The sequence below is a fragment of the Paracoccus aerius genome (assembly GCF_014656455.1).
Lineage (GTDB): Bacteria > Pseudomonadota > Alphaproteobacteria > Rhodobacterales > Rhodobacteraceae > Paracoccus > Paracoccus aerius.
Map to the genome: position 1 here is coordinate 330,854 of NZ_BNCL01000002.1, position 26,358 is coordinate 357,211.

General features: G+C 66.4%; 23 protein-coding genes and 1 riboswitch. Of the genes, 12 read left to right on the forward strand and 11 right to left on the reverse strand.

Features of this window, described 5'->3' with window-relative positions; all coding sequences use genetic code 11:
• The first annotated feature begins 6 nt into the window (after positions 1 to 6).
• The gene (gene truB, locus IE224_RS03780; RefSeq protein WP_191308166.1) at positions 7 to 900 is read left to right on the forward strand and encodes a tRNA pseudouridine(55) synthase TruB; all 894 of its coding nucleotides are present in this window, start codon (positions 7 to 9) and stop codon (positions 898 to 900) included.
• On the opposite strand, the gene thiQ is transcribed toward truB, so the two are convergent.
• The 3 genes from thiQ to IE224_RS03795 are packed head-to-tail and all read right to left on the reverse strand — an operon-like array spanning position 897 to position 4,085.
• Positions 897 to 1,589 carry a thiamine ABC transporter ATP-binding protein gene (thiQ, locus tag IE224_RS03785; protein ID WP_191308168.1) on the reverse strand — a complete coding sequence of 231 codons (693 nt, stop codon included), beginning with the start codon at positions 1,587 to 1,589 and terminating at the stop codon, positions 897 to 899. The two genes, truB and thiQ, sit on opposite strands and share 4 nt — an antisense overlap.
• Positions 1,582 to 3,129 carry a thiamine/thiamine pyrophosphate ABC transporter permease ThiP gene (locus tag IE224_RS03790; RefSeq protein ID WP_191308170.1) on the reverse strand — a complete coding sequence of 516 codons (1,548 nt, stop codon included), beginning with the start codon at positions 3,127 to 3,129 and terminating at the stop codon, positions 1,582 to 1,584. Before IE224_RS03790 ends, thiQ begins: the two co-directional genes overlap by 8 nt.
• Positions 3,105 to 4,085: a thiamine ABC transporter substrate-binding protein gene (locus tag IE224_RS03795; RefSeq protein WP_191308172.1), complete on the reverse strand. Its 981-nt coding sequence runs from the start codon at positions 4,083 to 4,085 to the stop codon at positions 3,105 to 3,107. The genes IE224_RS03790 and IE224_RS03795 overlap by 25 nt, the downstream gene beginning before the upstream one ends.
• A 31-nt stretch (positions 4,086 to 4,116) precedes the next feature.
• Positions 4,117 to 4,213: riboswitch (TPP riboswitch) on the reverse strand.
• Between the two features lie 59 nt (positions 4,214 to 4,272).
• On the opposite strand from IE224_RS03795, the gene mutS reads away from it, so the two are divergent.
• The 8 genes from mutS to phoB all read left to right on the forward strand — a co-directional run bounded on the left by mutS (position 4,273) and on the right by phoB (position 14,059).
• Positions 4,273 to 6,909, forward strand: a complete 2,637-nt coding sequence (gene mutS / locus IE224_RS03800) for a DNA mismatch repair protein MutS (protein ID WP_191308174.1) — start codon at positions 4,273 to 4,275, stop codon at positions 6,907 to 6,909.
• A complete protein-coding gene (aroC, locus tag IE224_RS03805) occupies positions 6,906 to 8,021 on the forward strand; it encodes a chorismate synthase (protein WP_191308176.1) in 1,116 nt (371 codons plus the stop codon). The genes mutS and aroC overlap by 4 nt, the downstream gene beginning before the upstream one ends.
• A 123-nt stretch (positions 8,022 to 8,144) precedes the next feature.
• The gene (locus IE224_RS03810) at positions 8,145 to 9,173 is read left to right on the forward strand and encodes a substrate-binding domain-containing protein (protein WP_191308178.1); all 1,029 of its coding nucleotides are present in this window, start codon (positions 8,145 to 8,147) and stop codon (positions 9,171 to 9,173) included.
• A 67-nt stretch (positions 9,174 to 9,240) separates the two neighbouring features.
• Entirely contained in the window at positions 9,241 to 10,446 is a 1,206-nt protein-coding gene (gene pstC / locus IE224_RS03815) for a phosphate ABC transporter permease subunit PstC (RefSeq protein WP_167620871.1), read from the forward strand.
• The gene (gene pstA / locus IE224_RS03820) at positions 10,443 to 11,804 is read left to right on the forward strand and encodes a phosphate ABC transporter permease PstA (RefSeq protein ID WP_191308181.1); all 1,362 of its coding nucleotides are present in this window, start codon (positions 10,443 to 10,445) and stop codon (positions 11,802 to 11,804) included. The genes pstC and pstA overlap by 4 nt, the downstream gene beginning before the upstream one ends.
• A 20-nt stretch (positions 11,805 to 11,824) precedes the next feature.
• Positions 11,825 to 12,625, forward strand: coding sequence for a phosphate ABC transporter ATP-binding protein PstB (pstB, locus tag IE224_RS03825; protein WP_191308183.1), 801 nt, complete (start codon positions 11,825 to 11,827; stop codon positions 12,623 to 12,625).
• A 17-nt stretch (positions 12,626 to 12,642) separates the two neighbouring features.
• The gene (gene phoU / locus IE224_RS03830) at positions 12,643 to 13,368 is read left to right on the forward strand and encodes a phosphate signaling complex protein PhoU (protein ID WP_167620874.1); all 726 of its coding nucleotides are present in this window, start codon (positions 12,643 to 12,645) and stop codon (positions 13,366 to 13,368) included.
• 1 nt (position 13,369) lies between these two features.
• Positions 13,370 to 14,059, forward strand: a complete 690-nt coding sequence (gene phoB, locus IE224_RS03835; RefSeq protein WP_167620875.1) for a phosphate regulon transcriptional regulator PhoB — start codon at positions 13,370 to 13,372, stop codon at positions 14,057 to 14,059.
• Here the strand turns inward: phoB and IE224_RS03840 are convergent.
• The 8 genes from IE224_RS03840 to IE224_RS03875 form a co-directional block, all read right to left on the reverse strand.
• A complete protein-coding gene (locus IE224_RS03840) occupies positions 14,056 to 14,931 on the reverse strand; it encodes a ribokinase (protein ID WP_191308185.1) in 876 nt (291 codons plus the stop codon). The two genes, phoB and IE224_RS03840, sit on opposite strands and share 4 nt — an antisense overlap.
• A 111-nt stretch (positions 14,932 to 15,042) precedes the next feature.
• Positions 15,043 to 15,813, reverse strand: a complete 771-nt coding sequence (locus tag IE224_RS20950; protein ID WP_370528952.1) for a cytochrome c1 — start codon at positions 15,811 to 15,813, stop codon at positions 15,043 to 15,045.
• A 589-nt stretch (positions 15,814 to 16,402) separates the two neighbouring features.
• Positions 16,403 to 17,725: a cytochrome b gene (petB, locus tag IE224_RS03850; protein ID WP_167620878.1), complete on the reverse strand. Its 1,323-nt coding sequence runs from the start codon at positions 17,723 to 17,725 to the stop codon at positions 16,403 to 16,405.
• 12 nt (positions 17,726 to 17,737) lie between these two features.
• The gene (petA, locus tag IE224_RS03855) at positions 17,738 to 18,301 is read right to left on the reverse strand and encodes a ubiquinol-cytochrome c reductase iron-sulfur subunit (protein WP_191308187.1); all 564 of its coding nucleotides are present in this window, start codon (positions 18,299 to 18,301) and stop codon (positions 17,738 to 17,740) included.
• Positions 18,302 to 18,575: 274 nt separating this feature from the next.
• The gene (gene radC, locus IE224_RS03860) at positions 18,576 to 19,346 is read right to left on the reverse strand and encodes a RadC family protein (RefSeq protein ID WP_191308189.1); all 771 of its coding nucleotides are present in this window, start codon (positions 19,344 to 19,346) and stop codon (positions 18,576 to 18,578) included.
• 49 nt (positions 19,347 to 19,395) lie between these two features.
• A complete protein-coding gene (gene dnaJ, locus IE224_RS03865) occupies positions 19,396 to 20,553 on the reverse strand; it encodes a molecular chaperone DnaJ (RefSeq protein WP_167620881.1) in 1,158 nt (385 codons plus the stop codon).
• A gap of 79 nt (positions 20,554 to 20,632) precedes the next feature.
• Positions 20,633 to 22,549 carry a molecular chaperone DnaK gene (gene dnaK, locus IE224_RS03870; RefSeq protein ID WP_167620882.1) on the reverse strand — a complete coding sequence of 639 codons (1,917 nt, stop codon included), beginning with the start codon at positions 22,547 to 22,549 and terminating at the stop codon, positions 20,633 to 20,635.
• Between the two features lie 165 nt (positions 22,550 to 22,714).
• On the reverse strand, positions 22,715 to 23,536 hold the full coding sequence (locus tag IE224_RS03875) for an ABC transporter permease (RefSeq protein WP_167620883.1): 822 nt from the start codon (positions 23,534 to 23,536) through the stop codon (positions 22,715 to 22,717).
• Positions 23,537 to 23,668: 132 nt separating this feature from the next.
• Between IE224_RS03875 and cysQ the strand changes: the two genes are divergently transcribed.
• From cysQ to IE224_RS03890, 3 genes are all read left to right on the forward strand, one after another.
• The gene (gene cysQ, locus IE224_RS03880; protein ID WP_167620884.1) at positions 23,669 to 24,466 is read left to right on the forward strand and encodes a 3'(2'),5'-bisphosphate nucleotidase CysQ; all 798 of its coding nucleotides are present in this window, start codon (positions 23,669 to 23,671) and stop codon (positions 24,464 to 24,466) included.
• 1 nt (position 24,467) lies between these two features.
• The gene (locus IE224_RS03885; RefSeq protein WP_191308191.1) at positions 24,468 to 25,268 is read left to right on the forward strand and encodes a 3-deoxy-manno-octulosonate cytidylyltransferase; all 801 of its coding nucleotides are present in this window, start codon (positions 24,468 to 24,470) and stop codon (positions 25,266 to 25,268) included.
• A 191-nt stretch (positions 25,269 to 25,459) separates the two neighbouring features.
• The gene (locus IE224_RS03890; RefSeq protein ID WP_167620886.1) at positions 25,460 to 26,356 is read left to right on the forward strand and encodes a UTP--glucose-1-phosphate uridylyltransferase; all 897 of its coding nucleotides are present in this window, start codon (positions 25,460 to 25,462) and stop codon (positions 26,354 to 26,356) included.
• Positions 26,357 to 26,358 lie beyond the last annotated feature (2 nt).

Below are 26,358 nucleotides of genomic sequence, written 5' to 3' on the forward strand. Positions count from 1 at the left end.
GAACCGATGGCACGCAAGAAGGGCCGCGACATCAATGGCTGGCTGATCGTGGACAAGCCTGCGGGCGTGACCTCGACCGCGGTGGTGGCCAAGGTCCGCTGGGCGCTTGACGCGAAGAAGGCAGGCCATGCGGGCACGCTGGACCCCGACGCGACCGGCGTCCTGGCCGTCGCCTTGGGCGAGGCCACCAAGACCGTCGCCACCGTCACCGACGCGCTGAAATGCTATGACTTCACGGTCAACTGGGGCGCCGAGACCACGACCGACGACGCCTCGGGCGATGTGGTCCGGACCTCGGCCAGCCGTCCCGACCGCGCCGCGATCGAAGCCGCGCTGCCCGCCTTCACCGGCAACATCATGCAGGTTCCCCCGGCCTTCTCCGCCGTCAAGGTCGATGGCGAACGCGCCTATGACCTGGCGCGCGAGGGCGAGGACCTGGATCTAGCCGCGCGTCCCCTATGGGTGCAAAGTCTTGCTTTGCTGGATTGCGACAAAGACACTGCGCGGCTGGAGATGATCTGCGGCAAGGGGGGCTATGTCCGTTCCATCGCCCGCGACCTGGGCCGGGCGCTTGGCTGCCTGGGCCATGTGGCGCATCTGCGTCGCACCTGGTCGGGGCCGTTCGAGGCCGAGGGCGCCGTGCCCTTCGACAGGATCGACCGCAGCGCGCAAGACTGGTTGGACAGCCAGCTTCTGCCGCTGGAGGTCGCGCTGGCCGACCTGCCCATGCTGCGCGCCACGCCGGAAGGGGCGGTCCGCATCCGCAACGGCAACCCTGGCCAGGTGACGGGCGCGGCGGAATGGGGCGATCTGGTCTGGGTCGCGGATGCCAAGGGTCCGGTCTGCATCGGCCGCTATCAGGGCGGGTTGGTGCAGCCGGAACGGGTCTTCAACCTCTAGCCCAGATAGGCGCGCAGCCCCGGCGGCGGGTTGTCCAGCAGCGGCCCGGTCGGCGCTGGCGGATGCGCCACGCCGTCATCCACGAGGATCGTCCACGGCGCGAAGCTGCGGGCGTCGTCGGGGTCATGCGTGACCATCAGCACCGTGGCATCGGTTCGGTCGGCGATGCGGGCCAGCAGGGCCAGCATCTCCCCCTTCAAGGCCGGGCCAAGCGCGGCGAACGGTTCGTCCAGCAGCAGCACGGGCCGCGCGCGCAGCAGGACGCGCGCCAGGGCCACGCGGCCTTGCTGGCCGCCCGACAGATTGGCGGGGCGGCGGGAGCCCATGCCTTCCAGCCCGACCTCGGCCAGCACCTGCGCCACGCGGGCGCGCTGCGCCTCCGACAGGCGCAGGTCGGGACGCAGGCCAAGACCCACGTTCTGCGCGACGGTCAGATGCGGGAACAGGTTCTGGTCCTGGAACAGCATCGACACCGGCCGCTGGCCCGGCGGAAGGGCGGTGATATCCTGTCCATTCACGCGGATGCGGCCCTGGTCTGGCGCCAGGAACCCCCCAACCAGCGACAGCAGCGTGGATTTCCCTGACCCGGACGGGCCGATCACCGCCACCCGCGCGCCCTTGGAAATGGTCAGGTCAGCGGACAGGGCAAAGCTGCCGCGCGTGACGTGGATGCCGTCGAACTCAAGCAAGGCGGCCCCCACGGTCGAAGATCCAGAACAGGCCAAAGCTGATCGCCATCAGCAGCACCGCGCAGGCCGAGGCATCGTCCATGCGATAAGAGTTCATCAGCTGGAACAGTTGCAAGGGCAGGGTCGGCCGGTCGCTTGCAAACAATGTGATCACGCCCAAGTCCCCCATCGCCAGGGCCGCCGCCAGCCCGCCCGCAAAGCCCAGCGGCCGGGCCAGCCGGGGCAGGATCAGATAGCGCAGCCGCGCCAGCCCGCGCAGATCCAGCGAATCGGCCAGCCGTCCGTAATCCTCGTGCAGCGTCCGCGCGGCGGGAATCAGCGCCCGCAACCCGAAGGGCAGGGCCATCACCGCATTGATCGCCACCGTCACGGGCAGCGCAAGCGCCTGTGGCAGGAACCAGCCGCGCAGCAGGATGAACAGCCCCGTGCCCAGCACCAGGGGCGAGGCGATCAGCGGCAGCATCCCCGCCGTTTCCACCCATCGCATCCGCCCGCGCGCCAGCGCCAGCGCAAGGGTCAGCGAAAAGGCCAGCGCCAGCAGGGCCGAGACCAGCGCCATGATCACTGATCGCGCTGCCGCCTGCCAGACCTCGGGCGGCAGGTCGGGGATCTGCGGCAGCCCGCGTGCGATCACGGCAGTCATGGGACAGATCAGGAAGCCCGCGGCCATTGTGATAACAGTCATGTCGCTAATCCGATGCCAGCCCTCCGGCGCTTCGGGCACGTGATCCGCGTCCAGCCCTGCGCCGAAACCCGCCGGAACTGCGATCCATCGCGCCAGGGCCATCGCCGCCACGCAGATGCCGATCTGCACCAGCCCCAAGCTTGCCGCCCGCCCCAAGTCGAAGTCGAAGCGGAAGGCCTGGTAGATTGCCAGTTCCACCGTGGTTGCGCGCGGCCCCCCGCCAAGGGCCAAGGCCACGGTGAAGCTGGTCAGGCAGACCAGGAACACCGCCAGCCAGACGCCGGGCAGCACCGCCCGCAGCATCGGCCGTTCCAGATGCCGCGCCACGTCGCGGGGGCCAAAGCCCAGCGACGCGGCCAGCCGGAAGCGTTCGGCGGGGATGGCCTGCCAGCCTTGCAGGACCAGCCGCACTGACAAAGGCAGGTTGAAGAACAGATGCGCCAGGATCACGCCCTGCCAGCCATAGATCGAAACCTCGGGCAGGCCCGCTAGGCGCAGGGCCTCGTTGATCGCGCCGTTGCGGCCAAAGACCGCGACCAGTCCCATGATCGCCACGATCACCGGCAGGATGAAGGGCGCGCCCAGCAGCGTGACCAGGGCCGAGCGCCCCGGAAAAGGCCGCCGCGCCAGGGCGCGGGCGACCGGCACGGCCAGCAGCGCCGACAGCGTGGCCGACAATGCCGCCTGCCACAGCGTGAACCAGACCGCGCGCCAGTCCCAGGGACCAAGGCCCGCCAGGCCCTGCGCGGCCCAGGCGACCGCGCCCAGCGTTCCCAGGATCAGCGCCGCCAGCGCCGTTGCGGCAAGCGCGCCCCCGGCCTCGGCCCGCGTCAGCGCGAGAATGCCTGAAGCCATTCGTCAAGTGCCGGCTGGCGCAGGGCTTCGGCCTCGTTCTCGCTATAGAACAGGGTCTTTTCGGGGCGCGGCAGGTCGCGCATCACCTGGGGCCACTGGTCCTGGGGCAGCTTGGCGGGCAGCGACCAGTTGGCCAGCGGAATGGTCGCCTGAAACCCGGGTGTCAGGATCCAGTCCATGAAGGCCTGCGCCAGTTCCGGCTGGTCTGTGGTGCGGACCTGTGCCGCGACCTCGGCCATGAAGTAATGGCCTTCGGGGAAGATCGCGGCCTTCTTGGTCACGTCATCCTCGGCTGCGATGTGATATGCGGGCGAGGTGGTATAGGACAGGACCATGTCGGCCTCTCCTTCCGTGAACATCCCGTAGGATTCGGACCAGCCCTTGGTCACGGTCAGCACCTTGGGGGCAAGCTTGGCCCAGGCGTCGGGTGCCTGGTCGCCATAGACCGACTTCACCCACAAGAGCAGCGCCAGGCCGCTGACCGAAGACCGCGGATCCTGGATCACGATCTTCAGGTCGTCGGGCGCCTCCAGCAGTTCGGCGAAACTGGCAGGCGGATTTTCCAGCCGGGTTTCGTCATAGACAAAGGCCGTCTCGCCCCAGTTGTAGGGCAGGAAGATGTCGTCGGTCCATCCGATCGGCAGCGACAGGCTGGTCGTGTCCTGCCCGTGCGGCGCGAAAAGGCCGGATGCCCGGGCGCGGGCAGTCACGTCGGTGTTGAGGCCGAAGACGATGTCGGCCTCGGTCCGTTCGCCCTCCATCAGGATGCGCGACAACTCGTCCCCGGTCATGAAGCGCAGGTCGCAGTCGCAGAAGGCCTCGAACCCTTCCTCGATCTTCGGGCCGGGCCCCCATTCGCTGGTGATGGATTCGCCCGCATAGACGGTCAGGACGGGCTTGTCCTGCGCCACGGCGGGGGTGGCGGCCAGAAGGGCAAGCATCACGGGCAGTTTCATCGCCGTATCCTTTCCACAAGTGGTTCGAAAGAAAGGACAGCGTCACCTTCCCTCCGCCGGTGTTAGCCGGATCAGGTTCAACGGGTCCGCTTTCGCGTCTCAGCCGGATGGCCCCCCGAGGTGCCTTTGAATGTAGGGATTTCGCAGCCCGCCGCAAGCGGCTAGAAACGCCGCCATGACGAAGGACATGACCGATCAGCCCACGCCGATGATGGCGCAATATCTGGCGATCCGGGACGCCAATCCCGGCGCCCTGCTGTTCTATCGCATGGGCGATTTCTACGAGATGTTCTTCGACGACGCCGTGGCCGCGGCCGCCGCCCTGGACATCGCGCTGACCAAGCGCGGCACCCATGGGGGCGAACCCATTCCGATGTGCGGCGTGCCGGTCCATGCGGCCGAAGGCTATCTGCTGACGCTGATCCGCAAGGGGTTCCGCGTTGCCATTGCCGAGCAGATGGAGGATCCGGCCGAGGCGAAGAAGCGCGGGTCGAAATCGGTCGTCGCCCGCGATGTGGTGCGGCTGGTGACGCCCGGCACCCTGACCGAGGAATCGCTGCTGGAGGCGCGGCGCCACAACTATCTGGCGGCCTTCGCCCAGGTGCGCGAGGATTGCGCGCTGGCCTGGGTGGATATCTCGACCGGCGTCTTCCAGGTGATGGACTGCGCCCATGCCCGGCTGGCCCCGGAACTGGCCCGGCTCGCGCCCCGCGAATTGCTGGCCTGCGACGGGTCGGGATTGGACGATCTGGCGGCGGATGCGGGGGCGGCGCTGACGGACCTGCACGCAAGCGCCTTCGACAGCGCGGCCGGCGCACGGCGGCTTTGCGCGCTTTACGGCGTGGAGACGCTGGATGGCTTCGGATCGTTCACCCGCGCCGAACTGGCGGCCATGGGCGCCATCGTCGATTACCTGGACCTGACGCAGAAGGGGAAGCTGCCTCTGCTGCGCCCGCCGGTGCGCGAACGCGCGGGCGGGGCGATGGGGATCGACGCGGCGACCCGGCGCAACCTGGAACTGACCCAGGCCCTGTCGGGCGGGCGCGAGGGATCGCTGCTGTCGGCCATCGACCGGACGGTGACGGCTGCGGGCGCGCGGCTGCTGGAACGGCGCATCAGCGCCCCGTCCCGCGACCTGGCGCTGATCCATGCGCGCCATGACGCAGTGGCGATGCTGGTCGATGATCCCCGCCTGACGGGCGATCTGCGAACGGCGCTGTCGCGCGTGCCTGACATGGACCGCGCCTTGTCGCGGCTGGCGCTGGACCGAGGCGGGCCGCGCGATCTGGCCGCGATCCGGGCGGGACTGTCGCAGGGCGCGGCCATCGCGGCGCGGCTGCCGGGGGAGGCCGCGCCGGTGCTGGCGGATGCCGCGCGCGACCTGACGGGGCATGATGACCTGATCCGGCTGCTGGACGATGCGCTGGTGGCCGAACCGCCGCTGCTGGCGCGCGACGGCGGCTTCGTGGCGGCGGGCTTTGACGCGGATCTGGACCAGACCCGCCGGTTGCGCGACGAGGGCCGGGGCGTGATCGCCGGGATGCAGGCGGATTATGCAGCGCTTGCAGGGGTGCAAAGCCTGAAGATCAAGCACAACAACGTGCTGGGCTATTTCATCGAGACAACCGCCACCCATGCCGAACGCATGATGGCCCCGCCCCTGAACGCGACCTTTATCCACCGCCAGACCACCGCCAACCAGATCCGCTTCACCACCGTCGATCTGTCGGAACTGGAAACGCGCATCCTCAACGCCCGCGACCGTGCGCTGGAGATCGAGCGCGGCATCTTCGACCGCCTGCGCGCCGCCGTGCTGGAACGGGCCGCGGCCATCGGGCAGGCCGCCCGTGCCCTGGCCGAGATCGACCTGGCCGCAGGCTTCGCCGACATCGCCACGGGCGAGGGCTGGACGCGTCCGCTGGTCGATGACAGCCGCGCCTTTGTCATCGAGGGCGGCCGCCACCCGGTCGTGGAACGCGCGCTGAAGCGCAAGGCGGAAAGCTTCGTCGCCAATGACTGCGCGCTGACCGAGGGCCAGACCCCGGCGATCTGGCTGCTGACCGGCCCGAACATGGCGGGCAAGTCCACCTTCCTGCGCCAGAACGCCCTGATCACCGTGCTGGCGCAGGCGGGGGCCTTTGTCCCCGCCCGTTGCGCCCATATCGGCCTGGTCAGCCAGTTGTTCAGCCGCGTGGGGGCCGCCGACGACCTTGCCCGGGGCCGGTCCACCTTCATGGTCGAGATGGTGGAAACCGCCGCCATCCTGAACCAGGCCGACGACCGCGCCCTGGTGATCCTGGACGAGATCGGGCGCGGCACCGCGACCTGGGACGGGCTGTCCATCGCCTGGGCTGTGATGGAGCATCTGCACGAGATGAACCGCTGCCGCGCGCTGTTCGCCACCCATTACCACGAGATGACTGCCCTTTCGGCGAAATTGGACGGCGTGGAAAACGCCACCGTCGCGGTGCGGGAATGGGAAGGCGAGGTGATCTTCCTCCACGAGGTCAGGAAGGGTGCCGCCGACCGCAGCTATGGCGTGCAGGTGGCGCGGCTGGCGGGGCTTCCGGCATCCGTCGTGGACCGCGCCCGCGCCGTGCTGGACGCGCTGGAATCGGGTGAACGCGAGGGCGCGGCCCGCCCCGCCGCCCTGATCGACGACCTGCCCCTGTTCCGCGCCGCGCCGCCCGCGCCTGTTGCGCCCAGGGCCAAGGAAAGCCCGCTTGAGGCGCGGATGAAGGACATCCATCCCGACGCCCTGTCCCCGCGCGAGGCGCTGGACCTGATCTATGAACTGAAAGCCCTGAGCAAGGAAACCGCATGAGCTTCAACACCTTCGGCCGCGTGTTCCGGTTCACCACCTGGGGCGAAAGCCATGGTCCCGCCCTTGGCGCCACCGTCGATGGCGTGCCCCCCGGCGTGGCCATGGACGAAGCCTATATTCAGCAATTCCTGGACCGCCGCCGTCCCGGCACCTCAAAGCACACCACCCAGCGACGTGAAGCCGACCAGGTCCGCATCCTGTCCGGCGTCTTCGAGGGCCGCACCACCGGCACGCCGATCCAGCTGATGATCGAGAACACCGACCAGCGGTCCAAGGACTATGGCGAGATTGCGCAGGCCTTCCGCCCCGGCCATGCCGACATTACCTATCACCTGAAATATGGCCATCGCGACTATCGCGGCGGCGGCAGGTCAAGCGCTCGCGAAACGGCGGCCCGGGTGGCGGCCGGGGGCGTGGCGCAGGCGGTGCTGCGCGACTTGCTGCCCGACCTGCGGATCACCGGATACATGGTGCAGATGGGAACGCTGCACTTGGATCGGGCGCGCTTCGACCCAACCGCCCTCGACGACAACCCCTTCTTCCTGCCCGACGCGGCGGCCGTGGACCGGTGGTCCGACTACCTCGACACGATCCGCAAGGCGCAGGACAGCGTCGGCGCCGCCATCGAGGTTCTGGTCGAAGGCTGCCCGCCGGGCCTTGGCGCACCGGTCTATGCCAAGCTGGATACCGATCTTGCCGCCGCGATGATGTCGATCAACGCCGTGAAAGCCGTCGAGATCGGCGAGGGGATGGCGGCGGCCGCCCTGACCGGCACCGACAACGCCGACGAGATCCGCATGGGCAATGATGGTCCGATTTACCTCTCGAACCACGCGGGCGGCATCCTGGGCGGCATCAGCACCGGCCAGCCCATCGTGGTGCGCTTTGCGGTCAAGCCGACCAGTTCCATCACCACGCCGCGCCGCACCATCGACCGGCACGGGCAGGAAATCGACCTGATCACCAAGGGCCGCCACGACCCCTGCGTGGGGATTCGCGCAGTCCCCGTGGCCGAGGCAATGGCGGCCTGCGTCATCCTGGACCATCTGCTGATGGACCGGGCGCAGACCGGGGGCCAGCGGGGTCTGATCGGCGAATTGCCGCAAAACTGAACCCAAAACGTCACAAATCTACGGCGTGTCATAAAAGGGTCATGTTTCTTTCGCACAAGCGTCACCCGTGGCGCTTAGGTCACGCACAGCCCCCGACTGGGCGTGAAGTAACAGGAGAGATCCATGTCCACAGTGAAATTCACCGTCTCGGCCCTGGCCGTGATTGCCGCCTCGGCCAGTGCCGCTGCCGCCCGCGATCAGGTCCAGGTATCCGGTTCGTCCACCGTGCTGCCCTATTCCACCATCGTGGCCGAGGTCTTCGGCGAGAACATGGACTTCCCCGTTCCGGTCGTGGAATCCGGCGGCACCGGCAGCGGGCTGCAGAAGTTCTGCGAAGGCGTGGGCGAGAACACCATCGACATCGCCAATGCCAGCCGCCCCATGCGCGACGCGGAACGCGAGACCTGCACCGCCAACGGCGTGACCGACATCATGGAAGTCCGCATCGGCTATGACGGCATCGTCTTCGCCAATGCGTCCAGCGGCCCCGACTTCGCCTATACCCCCGCCGACTGGTTCAACGCCCTGTCCGCGAAGGTGGTCAAGGACGGCCAGGTCGTCGACAACACCGCCGCCAACTGGAACGAGGTGAACCCGGATCTGCCGGAGCAGGAAATCCTGGCCTTTATTCCCGGCACCAAGCACGGCACCCGCGAAGTCTTCGAGGAAAAGGTCATCCTGGCCGGCTGCGAGGAGTCGGGCGCCATGGAAGCCTTTGTCGCATCCGGCATGGACGAGGACGCGGCCGAGGAAGCCTGCATGACGCTGCGCACCGACGGCCGGGCCGTGGACATCGACGGCGACTATACCGAAACGCTGGCACGCATCGAAAGCTCGCCCAACGGGATCGGCGTCTTCGGTCTGTCCTTCTATGAAAACAACACCGACAAGCTGAAGGTCGGCACGATCTCGGGCGTCTCGCCCTCGACCGAAACGATCGCCTCGGGCGAATATCCGGTGTCGCGCCCGCTGTTCTTCTATGTGAAGAAGGCCCATATCGGCGTGATCCCCGGCCTGAAGGAATTCGTCGAGTTCTTCGTGGCTGACGAGATCGCCGGCCCCGACGGCCCGCTGGCCGAATACGGCCTGGTGTCGGACCCGGAACTGGCCGCGACCCAGGAAGCCGTCGCCAACGAGACGGTGATGCAGTAACAGGCAGGCGGGCGGCAGAAAGAACCTGCCGCCTTCCGCTTTTCCCGTTCCTTGAAGGACCGCCCGAATGCCATTGTCATGGGCCATTTTTGCAAGTTTCCTGCTGGCGGCAGCCGGTTACATCATCGGCCGCAGCCGGGCCTTTGCCTCGGCCGGTCCTGATGTCCGCAAGCTGCACAGCCGCCCCACCTATCACGGCTACAGCGTCGCGCTGACCGCGTTGTTCCCGCCTCTGGCGGTGCTGGCCTTGGCGGGCCTGCTGCGCATGGCCGGTGTCCTGTCGGCCGAAGCCGGGCCGGTGGTGGGTCTTCTGGCCCTGGGGGCGGGGGTGGTCGGGCTGGGCCTGGGCGTTACCCGGATCGGGCAGCAGTTCCAGGCCCGCAACGCAGTCGAGCGGATGGTCCTGGGCCTTCTGATGCTGTGTTCGCTGATCGCCATCGTGACCACCGCCGGGATCGTGCTGTCCCTGGTCTTCGAGACGGGACGCTTTTTCCAGGTCTATGACTGGCGGACCTTCTTCTTCGGCACCGAATGGACGCCCCGTTTCCAGGGCAATTCGCAACTGGGCATCGTGCCGCTGCTGTGGGGCACGCTTTACATCAGCTTCATCGCGCTGCTGGTCGCGGTGCCCATCGGGCTGTTCGCCGCCATCTACATGTCCGAATATGCCAGCGGCCGCGTGCGCAGCATCGTCAAGCCCGCGATCGAGATCCTGGCCGGGATCCCCACCATCGTCTATGGCCTGTTCGCCCTGATCACCGTCGGCCCGCTTCTGCGCGACTATTTCGCGCAACCGCTGGGGCTGGGCAATTCGGGGTCGTCCGTGCTGACGGCGGGGCTGGTCATGGGCATCATGCTGATCCCCTTTGTCAGTTCGCTGTCCGACGACATCATCAACGCGGTACCCCAGTCCTTGCGCGACGGTGCCCTGGGCCTGGGCTCGACACCTTCGGAAACCGTGCGCCAGGTGGTGCTGCCCGCGGCCCTGCCGGGGATCGTCGGCGCCGTCCTGCTGGCCGCCAGCCGCGCCATCGGCGAGACGATGATCGTGGTGCTGGGCGCGGGTGCCGCCGCGCAGATGAGCCTGAACCCGCTGGAGGCGATGACCACCATCACCGTCAAGATCGTCAGCCAGCTGACTGGCGACAGCGACTTCAACTCGCCCGAGACACTGGTGGCCTTTGCCCTGGGCCTGACGCTGTTCGTCATCACCTTGGCCCTGAACGTGGTCGCGCTCTACATCGTGCGCAAATATCGCGAGCAATACGAATGACCGATCTGCCGCTGTCCCAGCCCGCCGCCGCCATGCCCGGCCGCCGCACGGGATCCCTGCTGGCGCAGGACGACCGCACCCGCCGCCGCAATGCCGCCGAGAGCCGCTTCCGCCTTTATGGCGTGATCGCCATCGCGATTTCGATGATCGCCCTGGTGGTGCTGCTGGCGACGATCCTGACGGGCGGGGCTGGCGCTTTCCGCCAAACCTATCTGAACATTCCGGTGACGCTGGACGCCGAGGTTCTGGATCCGAACGGCAACCGCGACCCGGCCGAGATGGCCAAGGTGCTGACCTTGGCCTATGGGCGCGTGCTGGACGCCGCAGTGGACGGGACGATCGCGCGCCACGGCATCCAGATCGAGGGCTTGTCCGAAGCCGACATCGACGGGCTGATCTCGAGGGAAGCCTCGGCCCAGGTGCGCGACCGGGTGCTGGCGAACCCCGAGCTGGTCGGCCAGACGGTCGAGTTCGACGTGCTGGTGGGCGGCCGGATCGACGGCTATTTCAAGGGCCGCGTGACGATGGACAGCGCGGAACGCGACAGCAACACCTCGCCCCAGCAGTTGATGCTGGCCCAGGAACTGGCCGATCGCGGGGAAATGGTCACCCGCTTCAACTGGAACTTCCTGACCAATGCGGATGCGTCCGACCAGCGGCCGGAAGCCGCGGGCGTGGGCGTGGCGATCCTGGGTTCGCTCTACATGATGCTGGTGGTGCTGGTCCTGTCCGTGCCCATCGGCGTCGCCGCCAGCATCTACCTGGAGGAATTCGCGCCCAAGAACCGCCTGACCGACATCATCGAGGTCAATATCTCGAACCTCGCAGCGGTGCCGTCCATCGTGTTCGGCATCCTGGGACTGGCTGCCTTCATCAACTTCGCTGGCCTGCCCCAATCCGCGCCCATCGTGGGCGGGCTGGTGCTGACGCTGATGACGCTGCCCACCATCATCATCTCGACCCGCGCGGCGCTGAAGGCGGTGCCGCCCTCCATCCGCGACGCGGCCTTGGGCGTGGGGGCGTCGAAGATGCAGTCGGTCTTCCACCATGTCCTGCCCCTGGCCATGCCCGGCATCCTGACCGGCACGATCATCGGCCTGGCGCAGGCCCTGGGCGAAACCGCGCCCCTGCTGCTGATCGGCATGGTGGCCTTCGTGCGCAACTTCCCCGACGGGCTGCCGGGCGGGCTGATGGACCCGGCCTCGGCCCTGCCGGTGCAGGTCTTCAACTGGACCCAGCGGTCCGACCCCGCCTTCATCGAGCGGGCCTCGGGCGCGATCATCGTTCTTCTGATCTTCCTCTTGTGCATGAACCTGCTGGCCATCTGGTTGCGCCGCAGGTTCGAGCGCCGGTGGTAATCGGCCGTAAGGAGGCCAATATGTATGACACGAACCGCCGTGTGGAGACTGCCGTGACCCCCGACGACATCAAGATCCAGGCCCGCAAGGTGCAGGTCTATTACGGCGACAAGCACGCCCTGAAGGATGTGGACGTCGACATCCTGGACAAGACCGTGACGGCCTTCATCGGCCCGTCGGGCTGCGGCAAGTCCACCTTCCTGCGCTGCATCAACCGCATGAACGACACCATCCCGATCGCGCGGGTCGAGGGCCAGATCCTGCTGGACAACGAGGATGTCTATGACCGCCGCGTGGATCCGGTGCAGCTTCGCGCCAAGGTGGGCATGGTCTTCCAGAAGCCGAACCCGTTCCCGAAGTCGATCTACGACAACGTGGCCTACGGCCCGCGCATCCACGGCCTTGCCCGCAACCGGTCCGAACTGGACGGGATCGTCGAAAAGGCCCTGCGCGGCGCGGCCCTGTGGAACGAGGTCAAGGACCGCCTTCAGGAACCCGGCACCGGGCTGTCGGGGGGCCAGCAGCAGCGCCTGTGCATCGCCCGCGCCGTTGCCACCAGCCCCGAAGTCCTGCTGATGGACGAACCCTGTTCCGCGCTTGACCCCATCGCCACCGCCCAGGTCGAGGACCTGATCGAGGAGCTGCGCGAGCAGTTTTCCGTGGTGATCGTGACCCATTCGATGCAGCAGGCCGCGCGCGTCAGCCAGAAGACGGCCTTCTTCCACCTGGGCAACCTGGTCGAATACGGCGACACCGACGACATCTTCACCAGGCCGCGGGACAGCCGGACCGAAGCCTATATCTCGGGCCGGATCGGCTGACAAAAGGGGCAGGACACATGAACCGCGAGAAGCATATCTCATCGGCCTTCGACCGCGACCTGGAGACGATCCAGGCCCTGGCGGTCAAGATGGGGGGCATGGTCGAGGCCGCGATCACCGACGCCGCCACCGCCCTGGAAACCCGGGACGAGGAACTGGCCGAACAGGTCCGGCGCCGCGACAAGGCCATCGACGCCCTTGAAGCGCAACTGAACGAGGACGCGGCCCGGCTGATCGCGCTGCGCGCGCCCACCGCGACCGACCTGCGGATGGTGCTGGCGGTGATGAAGATCGCCCATTCGCTGGAACGCGTGGGCGACTACGCCAAGAACATGGCCAAGCGGACCCATGTCCTGTCGCAGATGCCGCCCATCGACGGCGCGGGCCTCGCGCTGCGCCGGATGAGCAATGCGGTGGGCAAGATGGTCCAGGACGCGCTTGACAGCTATATCCGCCGCGACGCTGCCCTGGCCGAGGACGTGCGGCAGCGCGACCTGGAAGTGGACCAGATGTACAACGCGCTGTTCCGCGAGTTCCTGACCCACATGATGGAGGACCCGCGCAACATCACCGCCTGCATGCATCTGCACTTCATCGCCAAGAATGTCGAGCGCATGGGCGATCTGGCCACCGCCATCGCCGAACAGGTGATCTATCTGGTCACCGGCGATCTGCCCGACGATTCGCGACCCAAGGACAACCGGGTTCCGGATCTGGGCGCGGACCTGCCGACCGGGCGCTGAGATGGGGCGCCAATCCCCCTGCGTCCTGGTGGTCGAGGACGAAGGCGCACAGCGCGAGGTGCTGCAATACAACCTCGAGGCCGAGGGCTTTGCCGTTGTCGTCGCCGACAATGGCGAAGACGCGCTGCTGCTGGTCCAGGAGGAACAGCCCGACCTGATGGTCCTGGACTGGATGCTGCCCAAGGTTTCGGGCATCGAGGTCTGCCGCCAGGTCAAGGCCGACCCCGCGACCCGGTCCATCCCGATCATCATGCTGTCCGCCCGCAGCGAGGAAAGCGACCGCGTGCGCGGCCTGGAAACAGGCGCCGACGATTATGTCGTGAAGCCCTATTCCGTGGTCGAACTGATGGCCCGGCTGCGCACGCAACTGCGCCGCACCCGGCCCGCCAGCATGGGCGAACGCCTGTCCTTCGGCGACATCATCCTGGATGCGGCCGAACACCGCGTCTTTCGCGCCGGGCAGGCGCTGCACCTTGGCCCGACCGAGTTCCGGCTGCTGTCCACGCTGATGGAAAAACCCGGCCGTGTCTGGACGCGAGAACAGCTGTTGGACCGTGTCTGGGGGCGCGACATCTATGTCGATACCCGCACCATTGACGTTCATGTGGGCCGGCTGCGCAAGGCGCTGATGCAGAACGGCGGCAACAACCCCGTCCGCACCGTGCGGGGAACCGGCTATTCGCTGGGCTAGACCCGGTTCGAGATAAAGCCGATCACCTCCTCGAGGCTGGGAATGGCGTCGCCCGCGCCTGCGCGGGTCACCTTCAGCGCCGCAGCGCCTGCTGCCAGCCGCAGTGCGGCAGGGACAGGGTCGCCCCGGTCAAGGGCTGCCGCGAAATAGCCCGCGAAGGTATCCCCGGCGCCGGTCGTATCCAGAGGCGTGACGGGAAATGCTTCCTGCCGGTGAACGGTGCCGGTCGTCAGGTCGCGGTATTCCGCGCCCTCGGCTCCGCGCGTGATCAGCAGGCCCATGACCGGCAGGTCGCCCGGCATGGCGGCAAACAGCTCCTCGGCCTCGCCCGCATTCATGGCCAGGATGGACACATAGGGCAGGACGGCGCGCACGGCGTCGATGTCGAAGGGCGCGGCCGAATAGATCACACGGGCGCCGACCTGGCGCGCCGCCTTGGCGGCCTCGACCTGGCATCCGGTTTCGTTCTGCAAAAGCAGCGTGTCCTGGGCCTTGATGGCCGACAGCGGCTTTGCCAGCATCGAGGGGGCAATGGCGCGGTTGGCACCGGGGTGGATGACGATGGCATTTTCAGCCTTGCCGTCCAGCAGGATGATGGCATGGCCTGTCGCCTGTCCGGGCAGGCGCAGGATGTCGGCGGTGCAGACCCCGGCATTCTTCAACCGCTCGACCACCCAGTCATCGGTTGCGCCCATGGCCCCGATGTGATGCGTGATGGCGCCCGCCTGGGCCGCGGCGATGGACTGGTTGGCCCCCTTGCCGCCCAGGCCCTGGACATAGCTGCGCGCGGCCAGCGTCTCGCCCGGGCGCGGCAAGTGGTCCAGCCGATAGACATGGTCGATGTTGATCGACCCCAGGTTCCAGATCGCCATGCTTCCTCCGATATTCCCGCGCCATGCTGACCGGGCGGCGCGATGCTTGTCCAGTAACGAAAGACGCGCCCCGCAAGGGGGCGCGCCAGGATTGTCCGGAAATGACCGGGATCAGCTATGCTGCTTCTTGCCCTTGTGGGGCGCCCAGAGGCGCTTGTTCGTCAGATACAGAAGCGAGGTCAGCGCGATAAGGAACAGCACCGACACCAAGCCCACCTGCTTGCGATAGGTCAGCTTGGGCTCGGCGGTCCACATCAGGAAGGCCGACACGTCGCGGGCCATCTGGTCCACCGTGGCGGGGGTGCCGTCTTCATAGGTCACCAGATCGTCCGACAGCGGCGGCGGCATGGCGATGTAGCCGCTGGGGAAGGCGGTGTTCTGGTAAAGCACCGTGCCCGCCTGTTCGACTTCCTCGCCGGTGTAGCCGGTCAGGATCGCGTGGATGTATTCCGGCCCGCCGATGCCCTTGAGCAACTGGTTGATGCCGGTGCCGTAGGGGCCGTGGAAGCCCGCGCGGGCCTTGGCCATCAGCGACAGATCAGGACCCATGCCGTCGCCCGTCACCGTCGGGAAATGGTCCGTCGGCAGGCGGGCGCGTTCCTCGCCCGTGTCGGGGTCCAGGATCGGCGTCAGGTTCGCGGCATAGGCGCGGACCTGATCCTCGGGCAGGCCGGGGCCGCCGTCGTCGTGCAGCGTGCGGATCGGCACGAACTTCATGCCGTGGCAGGCCGCGCAGACCTCGGTATAGACCTGCAAGCCGCGCTGGAGCTGGAACTGGTCGAACTTACCGAACGGTCCCTCGAAGCTGAAGGCGATGTCCTCAATATGCGCGGCGCCGTGGTCGCCGCCGTGGTCTTCCTCGCCCTCGGCCTGGCCTTCGATGTCGTCGTGGCGTTCGTCCGCGACCACCGTGCCGGTGGTTTCCGCCGGGGCGGCGGCTTCGTCACCTTCCGTCACCTGGACCGCGTCAACGGCTTCCTCGCCCGCGTCTTGTTCGGGATCATCCGCCTCGGCGGCGGGGGCTTCGGCGGCAGGTGCCTCGGCTGCCGGTTCGGCCGCAGGTGCAGCCGGGGCGGCTTCGGCGGGGGCGGCTTCTGCGGGCGGGGCTTCGGCCGGGGTTTCGCCGTCCGTCACCGTTGCCGCGGGCGCTTCCGGGGCTTCCATCGGCGTCAGCTCGCCCCCGGCGGAGTTCGAGGTCGGCTCGGAGGATTGCGTCGGCGCCGTTGCGGATTCCCCGGCGGGGGTTTCCCCCGATCCGGCTTCGGCAGCGGGTGCCTGGGCCGGAACGGCAACCCCTTCGCCTTCGGGGGCGGGGGTGGTGGCTGCGGGTTCCGTCGGTTGCTGCGTGCCGGCCCCTTGCTGGGCCGGTGCGGGCGCGGCGGCATCCTGCGCAAGCGCGCCGCCGGCAGAGATCGCCAGGGCCAGAGCAGCCGTGAGCGTCTTGGTTCTCAGGGTCATCGTCCGGCTCTCCTTATTCGGCCATGCGCGTGGGCGAATTGTGATGCGCAAGGTAGTCTTCCTCGATCGTGGCGGGCATCGGCTGGGGCTTCTCGATCACGCCCAGGACCGGCAGGATGACCAGGAAATACGCGAACCAATAGGCCGAGGCGATCAGCGAGATCGTGGCATAGGGTTCCTCGGCCGGCATCGCGCCGCACCACATCAGCAGCACGAAGTCGAAGGCCAGAAGCCAGTACCACCACTTGAACATCGGGCGGTAACGGCCCGAGCGGACCCGGCTGGTGTCCAGCCAGGGCACAAGCGCCATGACCAGGATCGCGCCGAACATCGCCAGAACGCCGAAGAACTTGGCGTCGATGATGCCGAAGGACAGGAACTGGACGATCTGCACGATCCAGACATCGGCCGTGAAGGCGCGCAGGATCGCGTAGAAGGGCAGGAAATACCATTCCGGCACGATGTGGGCCGGGGTCGCCAGCGGGTTCGCCTCGATATAGTTGTCGGGGTGGCCCAGGTAGTTCGGCATGAAGCCCACCACCGCGAAGAACAGGACCAGCACCACGCCAAGCGCGAACATGTCCTTCATCACGAAATAGGGCCAGAAGGGCAGGGTGTCCTTGGCGGCCTCTTCCTTGCTGGTGCGGCGCACCTCGACCCCGGTGGGGTTGTTGTTGCCGGTGGTGTGGAAGGCCCAGATATGGACGATCACCAGGCCCAGGATCACGAAGGGCAGCAGGTAGTGCAGCGAGAAGAAGCGGTTCAGCGTGGCATTGTCCACGGCCGGTCCGCCCAGCAGCCATTGCTGGACCGCCCCGCCGACGCCGGGAACCGCGCCGAACAGGCCGGTGATCACCGTGGCGCCCCAGAAGGACATCTGGCCCCAGGGCAGCACATAGCCCATGAAGGCTGTCGCCATCATCAGGATATAGATCAGCATCCCGATGATATAGGTCACCTCGCGCGGGGCCTTGTAGTTGCCGTAGTAAAGGTTGCGGAACATGTGCAGGTAGACTGCCACGAAGAACAACGAGGCGCCGTTCGCGTGCAGGTAGCGCAGCATATAGCCGCCGTTCACGTTGCGCATGATGTGTTCGACCGAGGCGAAGGCCATGTCCACATGCGGCGTGTAATGCATCACCAGGACGATGCCCGTGATGATCTGGAGAACCAGGCAGAACATCAGGACGATGCCCCAGATCCACATCCAGTTCAGGTTCTTCGGCGTGGGGATCATGATCGTGTCATAGATCACCGCGACAATCGGCAGGCGGCGGTGCAGCCACTTTTCGAAGCCCGTCCCGGGTTCGTAATGGTCGTGCGGAATTCCGGCCATCGAGATCCCTCCTCAGCCCAGCTGGATGGTTGTGTCGTCGAGGAACTCGGCGACGGGAATGTGCAGGTTCTGCGGCGCGGGGCCGCGGCGGATGCGTCCGGCAGTGTCGTAGTGCGAACCGTGGCAGGGGCAGAACCAGCCACCGAAGTCGCCCGCGCCGTCGCCGATGGGCACGCAGCCCAGATGGGTGCAGACGCCGATCTGGACCAGCCATTCGCCGGCTTCGTCCAGGGTGCGGTTCTGGTCGGTGGCAGGTTCCACGCCGGCCAGATTGGCGTTTTGCGCCGTGGGGTCGATCAGTTCGCTGATGTCGACCGCCCGTCCGGCTTCGATCTCCTCGGGGGTGCGGCGGCGGATGAACACGGGCTTGCCCAGCCATTTGACGGTCAGCTGGGTGCCTTCCGCGACACCGCTGACATCGACCTGGATCGAGGCAAGCGCCTGGACGTCGGCCGAAGGGTTCATCTGGTTCACAAGCGTCCAGGCGGCGGCACCGGCGGCCACCGTGCCTGCGCCCGCCGTGGCATAGTAGAGGAAATCCCTCCGGGTGCCTACGTGGTCATCTGCGTGGGACACGGGTCATTCTCCAATTCGGGCCGGGGACCGGCCGATACGACAATCCGGGCCGCGCATTGTCGCAGCCTTCGCGGGGGCGGTTCTAGCCTTCAATCAACCGTCAGTCCAGCGGGTAAGCCGGCCCGCAAGGCTCCGTTCCCCAGCCGATGTTGGAAAATTGTCGCGCGCATGTTGTCGCAGGCAGGGGTTCGGCTGCAAGAAGGAAAGGGGGCTTTCCGTTCCTTCGGCCGCTATCGCGTCCTCACCCCCGGGGATGCTTGGTCACAGAACGGGATCAAAGCAGGCCCTGGCTGCGGAAGGACAGTTCGCGGGATTTGCCGATGATCAGGTGGTCATGGATGGTGATTCCCATGCTGTCGGCCGCCTGGGCGATGCGGGCCGTCATGGCGATATCGGCGTCCGACGGCGTGGGATCGCCCGAAGGGTGGTTGTGGACCAGGATCAGGGCCGAGGCGTTGAGTTCAAGCGCCCGGCGGATGATTTCGCGTGGATAGACGGGGACGTGATCGACCGTGCCACGGGCCTGTTCCTCGTCCGCGATCAAGACGTTCTTGCGATCCAGGTAAAGGACGCGGAACTGCTCGATCTCGCGATGGGCCATGGCAGTGTGGCAATAATCCAGCAGCGCGTCCCATCCCGAAAGGACAGGGCGGTGCATGATCCGGGCCCGGGCCATACGCTGTGCCGCGGCCTCGACGATCTTCAGTTCGGTCACTACGGCCGGCCCGACGCCCTCGACCTGTTCCAGCCGTGCGGCGGGGGCCGTAAGCACGCGGTTGAAATCGCCGAAGGCCTCGATCAGGCGGCGGGCGAGGGGTTTGACATCCTGGCGGGGGATGGCGCGGAACAGGACCAGTTCCAGCATCTCGTAGTCCGGCATGGCCCCTGCGCCGCCCGTCATGAAGCGTTCCCGCAGCCGCGCGCGGTGATCGGCGAGATATGAAGGAGCCTTGCCCCGATGGGACAGGATGGTCGGGACCGCCTCGTCCAAGGCGGGCTGGAACAGCGGCAGGGGCATTTCGCCAAAGGTGCGATTCGGGTCCATGGCGACAGCATGGACCCACGCAGGTGAAAAAAGGATTAACGCGACCGGTTCACCGGGTCATGCCGTCCCAGAAGCTTTTCACCTTGTCGAAGAAGCTGTCCGACTGCGGGCTGTTGTTGGCCTGCTCGGCCTCGAACTCTCGCAGCAGTTCACGCTGGCGGGCGGTCAAGTTCACGGGTGTTTCGACGACCAGTTCGATCAGCATGTCGCCCGGTTCCCCCCCGGCGCCGGGGCCGTGGCGCAGGGGCGGCATTCCCTTGCCGCGCAGACGCATCTGGCGGCCCGACTGGCTGCCTGCCGGAACCTTCACGCGGGCGCGGCCGCCGTCGATGGTCGGCACCTCGACCTCGCCGCCCAGGGCGGCGGTGGCCATGCTGACCGGAACCTGGCAGGCCAGGATCTTGCCGTCGCGCAGGAAGATCGCGTGGTCCTGCACCTCGATGAAGATATACAGGTCCCCCGCCGGGCCACCGCGCAAGCCTGCCTCGCCCTCGCCGGCCAGGCGGATGCGGGTGCCGGTTTCCACGCCTGCGGGGATGTTCACCGACAGCGTCCGTTCGCGTTCGATGCGGCCCGCGCCATGGCAGGCCTTGCAGGGGTTCTTGACGATCTGGCCCTGGCCGCCGCAGGTGGGGCAGGTGCGCTCGACGGTGAAGAAGCCTTGCTGCGCGCGAACCTTGCCCATGCCCGCGCAGGTGGGGCAGGCGGCAGGCTGTGTCGCGCCCTCGGCCCCGGTTCCCTCGCATTCGCCGCAGGCGACCGAGCCCGGGACAGTGATGGATTTCTTCAGGCCGGTATAGGCGTCTTCCAGGCTGACGCGCAGGTTGTAGCGCAGGTCCTGGCCGCGTTGGGCGCGGGACCGTCCCCCGCCGCCGCCGCGCCGTCCCATCATGTCACCGAACAGATCCTCGAACACGTCGGCGAAGGCGCTGCCGAAATCGCCCGGATGCGCGCCGCGCGCCCCGAAGCCGCCACCGCCGCCTTCAAAGGCTGCATGGCCGAAGCGGTCATAGGCGGCCTTCTTCTGGTCGTCCTTGAGGCAGTCATAAGCCTCGTTGGCTTCCTTGAAATGCGCCTCGGCCTGGGGATTGTCCTTGTTGCGGTCGGGATGCAGTTCCTTCGCCTTCTGGCGATAGGCCTTCTTGATTTCCTCGGCCGAGGCCCCGCGCGTCACGCCCAGAACCTCGTAATAGCAACGCTTGGCCATCTTTTGTCCTGTCTGGTTCCCCAACGAAATGGCCGGCCCGCGTCATCCCGCGGACCGGCCCGATAGGGTGCGGCCCGGATCAGCCGCGCTTCTTGTCTTCGCCGAGATCCTCGAAATCGGCATCCACGATGTCTTCATCGACATTGCGCGGGCGGTCGCCATCGTCATCGCCGCCGTCATTCGTCGACTGCTGCGACTTGTAGATCGCCTCGCCCAGCTTCATCGATGCATCCATCACGTTCTGGATGCCACCGCGGATCTTGCCGGCGTCTTCCGACTTCAGCGATTCTTCCAGGGCGCCGATGGCCAGTTCGATCGCCTCGACGGTCGAGCCATCGACCTTGTCGCCATGTTCTTCCAGCGACTTCTTGGTCGAATGGATCAGGCTTTCGGCCTGGTTCTTGGCCTCGACCACCTCGCGGCGGGACTTGTCAGCCTCGGCATTGGCTTCGGCGTCCTTCACCATCCGCTCGATATCCTCGTCGGTCAGACCGCCCGAGGCCTGGATGGTGATGTTCTGCGTCTTGCCGGTGCCCTTGTCCTTGGCCGAAACCGACACGATGCCGTTGGCGTCGATGTCGAAGGTTACCTCGATCTGCGGCAACCCGCGTGGCGCGGGCGGGATGTCTTCCAGGTTGAACTGGCCCAGCAGCTTGTTGTCGGCCGCCATTTCCCGTTCGCCCTGGAAGACCCGGATCGTCACGGCGTTCTGGTTGTCTTCCGCGGTCGAGAAGATCTGCGACTTCTTGGTCGGGATCGTCGTGTTGCGGTCGATCAGGCGGGTGAAGACGCCGCCCAAGGTTTCGATGCCCAGCGACAAGGGCGTGACGTCCAGCAGGACCACGTCCTTCACGTCACCCTGCAACACGCCGGCCTGGATGGCCGCGCCCAGGGCCACGACCTCGTCGGGGTTGACGCCCTTGTGGGGTTCCTTGCCGAAGAACTCGGTGACGGCCTCGATCACCTTGGGCATCCGGGTCATGCCGCCGACCAGGACGATCTCGTCGATGTCGGATTTCGACACGCCCGCGTCCTTGATGGCGTCGGCGACCGGCTTCATGGTGCGCTTGATCAGGTCGGCGACCAGGCTTTCCAGCTTGGCGCGGGTCAGCTTGATGACCAGGTGCAGGGGCGTGCCGCTGTTCTTGTCCATCGAGATGAACGGCTGGTTGATTTCCGTCTGCGAGGACGAGGACAGCTCGATCTTGGCCTTTTCGGCGGCTTCCTTCAGGCGCTGAAGGGCCATCTTGTCCTTGGTCAGATCGACGCCGTGTTCCTTTTTGAACTCGTCCGCCAGATAGTTGACGATCCGCATGTCGAAGTCTTCGCCGCCCAGGAACGTGTCCCCGTTGGTCGATTTCACTTCGAACAACCCGTCGTCGATTTCCAGGATGGTGATGTCGAAGGTCCCGCCGCCAAGGTCATAGACGGCGATGGTCTTGCTGTCCTTCTTGTCCAGGCCATAGGCCAGGGCGGCCGCAGTCGGTTCGTTGATGATGCGCAGGACTTCCAGGCCCGCGATCTTGCCCGCATCCTTGGTCGCCTGACGCTGCGCGTCGTTGAAATAGGCGGGAACCGTGATGACGGCCTGCGTCACCGTTTCGCCCAGATAGGATTCGGCGGTTTCCTTCATCTTCTGAAGGATCATCGCGCTGACCTGGGCAGGCGAATACTTCTCGGCCTTCACCTCGACCCAGGCGTCGCCATTGCCGCCATCGACGATGCTGTAGGGGACCAGCTTGCGGTCCTTTTCCACGGCCTCATCGCCGATGCGGCGGCCGATCAGGCGCTTGACGGCGAAGACGGTGTTGGTGGGGTTCGTGACCGCCTGGCGCTTGGCAGGCTGGCCGACCAGACGCTCGCCATCCGTGAAGCCCACGATGGAGGGCGTGGTGCGGGCGCCTTCGCTGTTCTCGATGACCTTGGGCTGGCTGCCGTCCATGATCGCGACGCAGCTGTTCGTGGTGCCGAGGTCGATGCCGATGACTTTTGACATACTGGTTTCCTTCTTGCGGCGATTCCAAAGGGCTTCAGGTCCGTTATGGCCCCCAAGGCCCGATCCCAAATGCATTTCCAGGTCCGGCGGGCCGGACGCTTCGGGGGTGTATATAGGGATGGTTTGAAGCCCCGCAAGCGCCGGATGCGGCCAATTTGCGCGCGTTCAATCAGCCGCGCTCCAGCTGAGGGATTCGTATTTGCGGGTGGTGAAGTTGATCAGAAGCCCGATCATCATCGCGGCCAGCGAAAACCACAGCGCGTAAAGCGGATCGGATTTCAGGGGAGTGTAGTTGATGAACAGAAAGCCCCGCTGCTGGTCGATGATGTGGAACAGCGGGTTCCAGACGAACCAGGGCAGAAGCGCGTTGGGCAGCACGTTTCCCACGAACATCTTGCCCGATGCGAACATGTTGATGCGCTGATAGGCCGTCGTCACCAGCTTGGACGCACGCGGCGACCAGGGTCTTATGCCCAGAAACACCAGCCCGATGCACCCGCCCGAGAACCAGGACAGCAGATACATCGCCAGGCTGCCCGGCCAGAAGTCGAAATGGATGGGCGTCATCAGCACGTGATACAGCCACAGGATCGCGATGCAGCTGATCGTTTGCCGATACAGGACCGCAAGCGCCGCCGAGGCGATCAGGATGGCGGGGTTCAGCGGCTGGTGCTTGACCAGCCCGCCCGACACCGAATGGCTGCCGGCCACCGCGCCCGATGTCTGGACATGGATCATGAACATGAAGATGCCCGACATCAGATACAGCATGAAGTCGCCCCGGATGGGCGAGTTTCGCACTCCCATGATCAGGTAGATCAGCAGAAAGGCCATCATGAAGATCGACGACTGCAGGATCGTCAGCAGCAGGCCCACGATCGCGTTGCGATGGTCGTTGCGCAGGTTGTAGACGGTCTGGTGATAGATCAGGCCCAGGGTCGTCCCGGCGGCCTGGACGACGGTGCGGTTCTTTCGCTGGATGAACAATGCCTGCGCCCGCCTTTCGCTGTCCGTTCCTGCGGGCGCTTGCCCAAGCCCTCTGCCCCCATCATAAGAGGATCGGGCGCCCGTCACAATCGGCGGGGCTGCGCGCAACAGGCCGGCCGGGAAGGAAACTAGATGGATTTTGAACGACTGAACGCCGAGATGCGGCGCCTGGCGTTGCAGGCCGGAGCCCGGATCATGGAAATCTATGGCGCCGAGGACTTCGAGGTCCGCGCCAAGTCGGACGATTCGCCCGTCACCGCCGCGGACGAGGCCGCCGATGCGCTGATTTCGGCCGGGCTGCGCGACGCCTTTCCCGACATCCCCCTGATCACCGAGGAACAAGCGGCAAGCCATGCGCAGGCCGCGCAGACCTTTCTGATCGTCGATCCCCTGGACGGCACAAAGGAATTCGTGCAGCGGCGCGGCGACTTCACCGTCAACATCGCCTATGTGGAAAACGGCGTGCCCCTGCGTGGGGTGGTCTATGCCCCGGCCAAGGGGCGGCTGTTCTATACGACCGCCGACGGCCGCTCGGTCGAGGAGCAGGGTCCCTTCGGCGATCAGCCCGGCAAGACGGTGCCCATCGGCGTGAACCCGATCCCCGACAATCGCGGCCTGATGGTCGTGGCGTCGAAGTCGCACCGGGACGCGGCCACCGACGACTACATCGCCCAATATGCGGTCCGTGACATGACCAGTGCCGGATCCTCGCTGAAGTTCTGCCTTGTCGCGACCGGAGAGGCGGATCTTTATCCCCGTCTGGGCCGGACGATGGAGTGGGACACCGCGGCGGGCGACGCCGTGTTGCGCGGCGCCGGGGGCGAGGTCGTGCGCTTCGACGACCACACGCCGCTGGCCTATGGCAAGCCGGGCTTCGAAAACCCCTTCTTTATCGCCTTTGCCCCGGGCGTCCTGCTGGTGAAGGCCTGACATGTCGGTGCTGATCGTCATCCCCGCCCGCCATGCCTCGACCCGATACCCGGGCAAGCCGCTGGTGGAGTTGCGCGGCGCATCCGGCCAACCGCGCAGCCTGATCCGGCGCAGTTGGGATGCGGCGATGGCGGTGTCGGGTGTCGACCGCGTGGTTGTGGCGACCGACGACGGCCGCATCCGCGACCATGCGGCGGGCTTCGGGGCCGAGGTGGTGATGACCAGCACGACCTGCCGCAACGGCACCGAACGCTGCGCCGAGGCCGTGGCGAACCTGGGCCTGACCCCGGACATCGTGGTGAACCTGCAGGGCGACGCGCCCCTGACGCCGCCCTGGTTCGTGGAAGATCTGGTGGCGGGCCTGCGCGCCGATCCCGATGCCGATGTGGCAACCCCGGTGCTGCGCTGCACGGGCCGGATGCGTGCCGACCTGATCGCCGACCGCCACGCGGGCCGGGTGGGCGGAACCACGGCAGTCTTCGGCCACGACCGGCAGGCGCTTTTCTTTTCGAAAGAAGTGATTCCCTTCGCCGCGGGCGATTTCGGGGATGATGATCCCAGTCCTGTCTTCCACCATGTCGGCGTCTATGCCTATCGCCCCGCCGCCCTGGCCGAATACACTGCCTGGGGCGAAGGCCGCCTCGAGGTGCTGGAAGGGCTGGAGCAGTTGCGGTTTCTGGAACGCGGCCGGCGCATCTTGTGCGTCGAGGTCGAATCGCGCGGCCGCCAGTTCTGGGAATTGAACAACCCCGAGGACGTGCCGCGCCTCGAGGTGATGATGCGGGCCATGAACCTGGACTGAAAAAGCTGCCGCCAGGGACGATTTTGCCGGCATTCACCAGAATCCCTGCATCTTTCTGCATTTGCATTGGCGTGCTTCCGCTGACACGGGTAATATCCGGATTGATGATGCAGCCTTTGGGGCTGATGAGAGTTGTCATGCGTTCGGCCGTACGGCCGTTCGCGATTGATCGAACAAGGGTATCACAGCAAATGAACCGTAAAGTTACCAAGGCCATCTTCCCCGTAGCTGGTCTGGGCACGCGTTTTCTTCCGGCGACGAAAAGCATTCCGAAGGAAATCATGACCCTGGTCGATCGGCCGCTGATCCAGTACGCCATCGACGAGGCGCGGGCCGCCGGTATCACCGAGTTCATCTTCGTGACGTCCCGCGGCAAGGGCGCGCTCGAGGATTACTTCGACCATGCCCATGAACTGGAAAGCAGCCTCAAGAAATCCGGCAAGAACGACCTGCTGGAAGTGCTGCGCGGCACCAATATGGAATCGGGCGCCATTGCCTATATCCGCCAGCACAAGGCGCTTGGCCTGGGCCACGCGGTCTGGTGCGCGCGCCGCCTGCTGGCCGAGGACGAGCCCTTCGCCGTCGTGCTTACCGATGACGTCATCATGGGCGAGCCGCCCTGCCTGCAGCAGATGATCGAGGCCTATGGCGAGACCGGCGGCAGCATGGTCGCCACGATGGAAGTCGCACCCGAGAAGGCGCAGGCCTATGGCGTGCTGGACGTGGCCGAGGACATGGGCGCCATCGTCAAGGCACGCGGCATGGTCGAAAAGCCTCCGCTGGGCACTGCGCCGTCGAACCTGGCGGTGATCGGGCGCTATATCCTGGCCCCCACGGTGATGGCGAACCTCAACAAGCTGAAGGCCGGGTCGGGCGGAGAGATCCAGCTGACCGACGCCATCGCAGACGAGATCGAGGCAGGGCGCGACGTGTTCGGCCTGCGCTTCCGTGGCCAGCGCTTCGACTGCGGATCGAAGGCGGGCTTCCTTCAGGCGACGGTGGCCTTTGGCCTTGATCGCGACGAGTTGAAGGACGAGTTCGCCGAATACCTGCACGACGTCATGTCCCTGCGCCGGGCGGCCGAATAATC